Annotated in this window: 7 protein-coding genes; 2 read left to right on the top strand and 5 right to left on the bottom strand. The window is 70.3% G+C overall.

What is annotated here, in order from left to right:
- Positions 1-201 precede the first annotated feature (201 nt).
- A complete protein-coding gene (locus HMPREF3086_RS04835; RefSeq protein ID WP_061914635.1) occupies positions 202-2,019 on the bottom strand; it encodes a flavin-containing monooxygenase in 1,818 nt (605 codons plus the stop codon).
- Between the two features lie 68 nt (positions 2,020-2,087).
- Between HMPREF3086_RS04835 and HMPREF3086_RS04830 the strand changes: the two genes are divergently transcribed.
- Complete coding sequence (locus HMPREF3086_RS04830; protein ID WP_061914632.1) at positions 2,088-3,179, top strand: helix-turn-helix domain-containing protein; 1,092 nt, start codon at positions 2,088-2,090, stop codon at positions 3,177-3,179.
- A gap of 89 nt (positions 3,180-3,268) precedes the next feature.
- Positions 3,269-4,522 carry a pyridoxal phosphate-dependent aminotransferase gene (locus HMPREF3086_RS04825; protein WP_061228972.1) on the top strand — a complete coding sequence of 418 codons (1,254 nt, stop codon included), beginning with the start codon at positions 3,269-3,271 and terminating at the stop codon, positions 4,520-4,522.
- Here HMPREF3086_RS04825 and HMPREF3086_RS04820 read toward each other — a convergent pair.
- The 4 genes from HMPREF3086_RS04820 to HMPREF3086_RS04805 form a co-directional block, all read right to left on the bottom strand.
- Entirely contained in the window at positions 4,510-5,907 is a 1,398-nt protein-coding gene (locus HMPREF3086_RS04820) for a UDP-glucose dehydrogenase family protein (RefSeq protein WP_061914629.1), read from the bottom strand. The genes HMPREF3086_RS04825 and HMPREF3086_RS04820 overlap by 13 nt on opposite strands.
- Positions 5,908-6,017: 110 nt before the next feature.
- Positions 6,018-6,581 carry a dCTP deaminase gene (gene dcd, locus HMPREF3086_RS04815; protein ID WP_007633742.1) on the bottom strand — a complete coding sequence of 188 codons (564 nt, stop codon included), beginning with the start codon at positions 6,579-6,581 and terminating at the stop codon, positions 6,018-6,020.
- Entirely contained in the window at positions 6,562-7,326 is a 765-nt protein-coding gene (locus HMPREF3086_RS04810) for a hypothetical protein (RefSeq protein WP_070720462.1), read from the bottom strand. Before HMPREF3086_RS04810 ends, dcd begins: the two co-directional genes overlap by 20 nt.
- 161 nt (positions 7,327-7,487) lie before the next feature.
- A partial coding sequence (locus HMPREF3086_RS04805; protein ID WP_070720461.1) for a hypothetical protein occupies positions 7,488-8,112 on the bottom strand: 625 nt, incomplete at its 5' end.

The raw sequence follows: 8,112 nt of genomic DNA, 5'->3' as shown, positions 1-8,112 counted from the left end.
AGGATCCCGACAGTCGGGGCATGCGAGGCGACCGAGGCGTCAGCGCCCGCCAAGGACGGTGCCATCCCCAAGGCGAAGAAGTCCGGCGGCTACGGCCTGTCCCTGGGCTGATTCCCACCGGAAGCCATCGCGGCCCGTGATCACAGAGCTGATCACGGGCCGCGGTCTATTTCGGTTCGCGCGGAAGAGGCCAGCTGCCGGTCAGCAGGTGTGATGCACTTCCTGCACCCGGTACACCGGCGTCGGGATGCCCTCCATCCGCGCCTTGAGCTGTAGCGCGAGGTACTTGGAGTAGTGGCGCGACTGGTGCAGGTTCCCGCCGTGGATCCACAGCTGCTCCACGTTGGTCGGCTTCCACATGTTGCGCAGCTCCCCTTCCCACGGGCCCGGATCGCGCGTGGTGTCGGAGCCGTAGCCCCACACCTTCCCGACCTGGTCCGCGACCTCCTGGGACACCAGGTCCACGAGCCACTGGTTCATCGAGCCGTACCCGGTGGCGTAGACGATCAGGTCGGCGGGCAGCACCCGCTCGCCGTCGAGCTCGACGCCGTCCGGCAGGATCCGCGTCACCTGCCCGCGCTCGAGGGCCACCTCTCCGTCGATCAGGAGCTGGCTGGCACCGACGTCGATGTAGTACCCCGAGCCACGTCGGAGGTACTTCAGAAACAGGCCCGACCCGTCCTCGCCGAAGTCCAGATCGAACCCGACGTCCCGGAGCTTGCCGTAGAACTCCGCGTCCTTCTCCGCCATCTGGTCGTAGACGGGGATCTGCGCGTCCGGCAGCAGCCGGTAGGGCCAGGAGGCGAACAGCAAGTCCGCCTTCTCGGTGGTCACACCGGCCTCGAGCGCCTCCTCCGAGTAGAGGGGACCGAGCGCGAGCGACATCAGCGATTCGCTCCGGGAGATGTGAGTGGACGAACGCTGGATCATCGTCACGTCCGCACCGTGATCCCAGAGGGCGGCGCAGATGTCATGGGCCGAGTTGTTCGAGCCGATCACGATGGCGCGCTTGCCCTCGACGTCGCCCTCGCCGGTGAACTCGGACGAGTGCCACTGGTCGCCGGTGAAGTCCTCGGCGCCGTCGAAGTGCGGGATGTTGGGGTAGCCGGACACCCCGAGCGCGAAGATCAGCTGGGTCGGCCTGAGCTCGATCTTCTCGCCCCTGCGGTCGACGCGGACGCGCCACGTCGCCGTCGTCTCGTCGAACTCGGCGCCCAGGCACTGCGTGCCGGACCAGTAGTCGAGGTCCATGATCGCGGTGTAGTGCTCGAGCCAGTCCCCCACCTTGTCCTTGGCGGGGAACACGGGCCAGTCGTCCGGGAACGGGATGTAGGGCAGGTGGTCGTACCAGACCGGGTCGTGCAGGTGCAGGGACTTGTAGCGCTTGCGCCATGAATCGCCGGCGCGCTCGTTCTTCTCGATCACGATCGTGGGCACGCCGAGCCGCTTGAGCCGGGCGGCGAGGCCGATCCCGCCCTGACCGCCGCCGATGATCACCGCGTAGGGCTGCTCGGTGTAGCCGAGTGATTCCTTCCGCTCGGTCTGCTGCTCGAGCCAGGTCCGGCGTCCGCGTCGGATGACGTGCTCGACGCCCTTGTCGCGATCGCGACCCTTCTTCTCCTCGTGCCCCGTGAGCTCCTGCAGCGTGGTGAGCAGGGTCCAGGCCCGTCCGTCGCGCAGTCGCAGGTGGCCCCAGCCGCGACCCGCCGCGGTCTCGAAAGTGATCCACGCCTCGATCACGCCGCCCGACTCGGTGGCCGGCTCCGCGAGCTCCCAACCGGTGGGGGCGATCGCGGCGAGCTGGCAGTCGAGCATCTCCCCGATCTCCTCACGCCCCTCGAGGGTCCGGAGGTTCCAGGTGAAGGACACAAAGTCGCGCCAGCACCCCTCGGTCTCGAACATCCCGGCCGCGCGGCCCGTGTCAGCCTCGCTCAACGCCTCGCCGAACTCCGCCAGCCACGTCTCCACGGCGCGGTCGGCGTTGTCGGGCTGTGCCGGCGCTTCCGTCGTCTGGGTCATACCCACTCCTTCGCTCTGCTGTAGCGTTTTCATGACGTAGATCACACTGTCTTCCCCAGGGGGTGGCAATGTCGTTGCAATCGGCGCTGCGGTTCTCCGACCCCGGCGCCTTCGCGGCCCGCACGATCGAGGCCCACGAGATAGCGCTGGCCGGCGGTCAGACGTCCGATCTGGACTCGCGGGTGTTGCGCGCCTGGCAACGCAATTGGGACGCGGGAATCTCCCCTGACCAGCAGGTCCCGCGCAGCGTCCTGTCGCGGGACGAGCTCGCGACCGCACGCGAGATGACGCCGCTGCACCGGGTCGCGGCGGAGGTCGTGGCATCGGTGGCGGACACCTCGGCCGCCGGGCGCCACCTCGTCGTCGTCTCCGACACCCGGGGGCGCGTGTTGTGGCGCGCGGGCAGCGCGCAGGCGTTGCGCCGCGCGGACTCGATCGCGTTCGCGGAGGGCGCGGACTGGTCCGAGAAGGGCATCGGCGCCAACGGCATCTCGCTGGCACTCGAAACCGGGGCCCTCACCCACGCCACCGCGGGCGAGCATTTCGTCCGCGCCCACCACGGCTGGACGTGCACCGCGAGCCCGATCAGGGATCCGCGGGGGCGGGTCATCGGGGTCCTCGACGTGTCCCACCCGCTGCGGTTCTCGTCGGTGGAGACCGCCGCGCTGGTGCGCTGCGGCGCCCGGCTCGCCGAGTCCCTGCTCGCCGCGCTCCCGTCATCCCCCGGCGCGGCCGCCGGCCCCGGGCACGACGACGACAACGCCGTCGCCCACGCACCCGGCCACGTCCCGGCCGACCATCCCAACCCTGTCACCGCGATCCGACTGCTCGGGTGGAAACCGGCCGTGATCCGGGCGGACGGGACCTCGATCCCGCTCACACCCCGGCGGGCCGAACTCGTGGCGCTGCTGGCCTCCCGTGAGGCGTGGTCGGCGCGGGCGCTGTCGGAGGCCCTCTACGAGGATCCGTCGGCCACCACGACGGTGCGCGGTGAGGTGCGTCGTCTCCGCCGGGCCACCGGGCTGTCGATCGAGTCCCAGCCGTACTCGCTGTGTCCGCTCGAGCGCGAGTGTGTGGACTTTCTGCGCGTCGAGCACCCCGACGAGCTCCTCCCGGACTCGGAGATCCCGGCGATCGTCGACCTCCGATACGGGATCTGACCGCAGCGATCCGCCTGCGATCGCCGACTCCTCCTCCGCTCGGGCACGCGATGCCGGGGCGGGGGAGGCGAGTGGCACAATCAGCAGGTATGACTCCTGAGACCACGGGACGCACGCTCCGCCAGCCGCGCACGCTCGACCAGTCCTCCAAGCTCAAGGACGTCCTCTACGAGATCCGCGGGCCGGTACTCGCCCGGGCCAACCAGCTCGAGGCGGAGGGGCACCGCATCCTCAAACTCAACATCGGCAACCCCGCGCCGTTCGGGTTCGAGGCGCCGGACGTGATCATGCGGGACATGATCGCCGCGCTCCCCCACGCGCAGGGTTACTCGGAGTCCAAGGGAATCCTCTCGGCCCGCCGTGCGATCTTCACGCGCTACGAGCTGGTCCCTGACTTCCCCCACCTGGACGTCGAGGACATCTACCTCGGCAACGGGGTCTCCGAGCTCATCACGATGACGATGCAGGCACTCCTCGACGACGGCGACGAGGTCCTCATCCCGGCGCCGGACTACCCACTGTGGACCGCGATGACCTCGCTCGCGGGCGGCAAACCGGTCCACTACCTCGCGGACGAGGACGACGACTGGAACCCGTCGCTGGAGGACATCGCCTCCAAGATCACCCCGCGCACCAAGGCCATCGTGGTGATCAACCCCAACAACCCGACCGGCGCGGTCTACTCGCGGGAGGTCCTGCAGGGGATCGTCGACCTCGCGCGGGAGCACAGCCTGCTCATCCTGGCCGACGAGATCTACGACCGGATCGTCTACGACGAGGCCGAGCACACGTCCATCGCGACGCTGGCCCACGACCTGCTCGTGCTGACGTTCAACGGGCTGTCCAAGACGTACCGCGTGGCGGGATACCGGGCGGGCTGGGTCGCCATCACCGGGCCGAAGGCGCACGCCGCGGGGTTCCTCGAGGGGCTCGAACTCCTGGCCTCGACGCGACTGTGCCCGAACGTGCCCGCCCAGCACGCCATCCAGGTGGCGCTCGGCGGCTACCAGTCGATCAACGAGCTCATCGAGCCGGGCGGGCGGCTGCACGAGCAGCGCGGCATCGCGTGGGAGAAGCTGAACTCGATCCCCGGCGTGAGCTGCGTCCGGCCGATGGGTGCGCTCTACGCCTTCCCCAGGTTGGATCCCGACGTGCACGAGATCCACGACGACCGGCTCTTCGCCCTCGACCTGCTCGAGCGGGAGCGGATTCTCGTCACGCAGGGCACCGGCTTCAACTGGCCGAAACCGGACCACTTCCGGGTGGTCACCCTGCCCGCGGCGCGGGACCTGGGCGTGGCCATCGAGCGGATCGGCAACTTCCTGGCGTCCTACCGCCAGTAACCCGCAGACGCGACCGCGAGCCCGACGGGCGGCAGAGCGTCGGCGACCGAGGGGACGCCGCGGCCGAGGGCGCGGTAGGTCCAGCCGGCCTCACGCCAGCGGTCAGCGGGCATGCAGTTGCGCCCGTCCAGCAGGATCCGGCCCCGCGCCACCCCGGCGACCGAGACCGGGTCCAGCTCGACGAACTCGGCCCACTCGGTGGCCACCAGCACCACGTCCGCGCCCTCGCACGCCGCCAACGCCGACCCGGCGTAGGTGAGGGTCGGGAACAGGGCCCGGGCGTTGTCCAGCGCCTGCGGGTCGTACACCACCGCGCTGGCGCCCTTGAGCGAGAGCATCCCCGCCACGTTCAGCGCCGGCGAGTCACGCACGTCGTCGGAGTTCGGCTTGAACGCCGCCCCCAGCACCGCGACGGTCTTGCCGATGACCGTCCCGCCGCACGCCTCGACCGCCAGGTCGACCATCCGCTCCCGGCGCCGCATGTTGATCGAATCGACCTCCCGCAGGAACGTCATCGCCTCGTCCGCACCCAGCTCCCCGGCACGCGCCATGAACGCCCGGATGTCCTTGGGCAGACAACCCCCACCGAACCCGAGCCCGGCGTTGAGGAACCGCCGACCGATCCGCGGATCCATACCGATCGCATCCGCCAGCACCGTCACGTCCGCGCCGGCGGCCTCGCACACCTCCGACACCGCGTTGATGAAGCTGATCTTGGTCGCCAGGAACGCGTTCGCACTCACCTTGACCAGCTCCGAGGTCGCCAGATCCGTCACGATCACCGGACACGGATCCGACTCGAGGATCGGCGCGTAAGCCCGCTCGACCAGTTCACGCGCGAACCCCTGCTCGTCCGGCCCGCCGGGCAGCCCGATCACGATCCGGTCCGGCGTCAGGGTGTCGGCCACCGCGAAGCCCTCACGCAGGAACTCCGGGTTCCACACCACCCGCGCCTGCACACCGTCGGCCACGTGCCAGTCCGCGACCCCCTGCAGCCGCGCCGCCGTCCCCACCGGCACCGTCGACTTGCCCACCAACACCGCATCCGAGGTGAGCAGCGGCACCAACCGCGTCACCACGTCCTCGACGTAGGTGGTGTCGGCGGCGAACTCGCCCTTGCGCTGGGGCGTGCCCACCCCGATGAAGTGCAGGTCCGCGAACTCGGCGGCCTCGGCGTAGTCGGTGGTGAACCGCAACCGACCCGACTCGACATGCCGCAGCAGGATCTCCGGCAGACCCGGCTCGTAGAACGGCACCTCGCCCCGGCGCAGCCGCTCGATCTTCGCCTCGTCGACGTCCACCCCCAACACCTCATGGCCCAGCTCGGCCATGCAGGCGGCATGGGTGGCGCCGAGGTACCCGGTCCCGAACACGGTCATACGCATGGCGCCGTTCTACCCCGTCAAGGCGTCGCGGTGGGAACGCGCTGGTGAACGACGTCGGTGCACTGCGCGTCGCACGCCCCGGGCGGTGGGATGGCCGCGGCCATTCCGGCTCACCGGAAGTTGAGGTACGCCTTCGACGCCGTCGGTCCGCGCTGGCCCTGGTATTTGGAACCGACGCTCGCGCTGCCGTAGGGGGTCTCGGCGGGGCTGGAGAGCCGGAACAGGCACAGCTGGCCGATCTTCATCCCCGGCCACAGGGTGATGGGCAGGTTCGCGACGTTGGACAGCTCGAGGGTGATGTGTCCGTCGAAGCCGGGGTCGATGAACCCGGCGGTGGAATGGGTGAGCAGACCGAGGCGGCCGAGGGAGGACTTGCCCTCGAGCCGGCCGGCGAGGTCGTCGGGCAGGGCGAGCCGTTCGAGGGTCGCGCCGAGGACGAACTCGCCGGGGTGCAGGACGAAGGGATCGCCGTCGGCGACCTCGACCAGTTCGGTCAGCTCGTCCTGCTGCAGCGCCGGGTCGATGTGGGTGTAGCGCGAGTTGTTGAAGACACGGAACAGCCGGTCGAGGCGGACATCGATGCTCGACGGCTGGATCAGCGCGGGGTCGAGGGGGTCGATGCCCAGTCGCCCGTCGGCGAGCTCGGCGCGGAGGTCACGGTCGGAGAGCAGCACGATCCTGAGGGTACCGGGCGCCCCCCGCGAGCAGACGGAGCTGGGTGCCGAGCTCGGCGACGCCCGTGCACGCCTCCGCGAACGGCAGTCGCTCGCGGCGGATCCGACCATCGCGGTCGACGAGCTCGATGTCCACGCCGGCGCGATCGATCCCGATGAGCAGGGGCCGCACGGCGGGCAGACACCGGCAGACTCGCAGCGCGATGCGCGGGACGACCTGGCAGCGGGGGTCGTTGAGGTGATCGAGCCAGTGGCCCTCGAGGTCCGTGAACGGGTCGGGGCCGGAGGTGGCGAGGTCGTCGGGCGCGATGTCGGTGACGCCCTCGTTTTCGGTGAGGACGATCTTGTCGGCACGGAGCCGGACGAGGGCGGAGTCGGATCCGACGCCCAGGAGGGCTGAGTCGGGGAGGTCGCGCGCGATGTCGGCGGCGGTGATGCGTTGGGCGCGCGTCCCGGACCGTTCGACGCGCCCCTCGACGACGACGATGCGGCGGCAGCGACCCTGGGCCACTCCCCCGATGATCTCGTCGAGCACCTCGAGCCGGGCGGTGACCCCGCCGAACCCGATGGATGCCGCGTCGGCTATCGGGATCACCAGGCTGAGGTCGGCGGTCGCGGGGCCCCGGTGCACGAGGGCGACCGACGGGGTGGCGGAGCCGAACGTGAGGGTGGCGCGCGGGCACCGGCGTAGCGCTGAGCTCGCCCGCTCGGCCGGCTCCGGTACGGGTCCCACCAGTGATCGCATGCCTTCGCCTCTCGTCGTCGCGGTTCCCGTCCCCCGCTCCGGCGCCTCAGGGACGGTGCCGGAGCGGGAAGCGGGTGCGGGGACGTGACTACCCGCAGCAATCAACTTAGGTAAGGCTTACCTCAAAGGCAAGAGTTTTCAGGAAACTCTTGTGTGGCAGATCACCGTGCCAGCTCGGCGAGGACCCTGTGGACGTCATCCGAATCAGCACAGACCTGCGGGAACTCCACCCGGAAGTGCTCGCGGAACCCGGATTGCAGCGAACCGATGCTCACGTCGATCCCGTAGCTGTCGATGCCCGCGAGGCATGGTCTCGCACCGGCGACCTGCCGTCCGGCGCGCTGCGCGAGGCGCGCGGCCAGGCCCGGGTCGTCGGCCAACCGACGCAACCACGCCTGCTCGTCGACCGCGATCGGGTCGACGCCGGCGGCGGCGAGCTCCGACCGCGCCACCAGGTGCACCCCGTCCGCCTCGACGTAGCTGATCTCCAGCGGCTGCAACTCGCTCAATCGGACCGATCCGACGTCGCCGCTCCCGTCCGGCCCGCCGCCGTCCGCCGCGACCACTCTGCGTCGCCGTACCGCCGACGAGGCCGTCACGATCCCCGAGAGGGTGACGATGCCGCGGGCGACCGCGCACTCGTCGTCGTGACCCTGCCCACGCCCCCCGCACGGCGCGGGACGACCGTCGACGGAGAACGAGGGACGCGGCGCGGAGCCACGACACCGGCCCGTACAGACGGTGTCGACGATCTCGACGGTCGCGGAGGCGCCGGCGGCGGCGACG

The organism is Dietzia sp. HMSC21D01, from assembly GCF_001815995.1.
In the GTDB taxonomy this organism is placed as follows: Bacteria; Actinomycetota; Actinomycetes; order Mycobacteriales; family Mycobacteriaceae; genus Dietzia; species Dietzia cinnamea.
The sequence above is the reverse complement of the archived record's forward strand: the minus strand, read 5'-3'. Positions and strand labels throughout refer to the sequence as shown.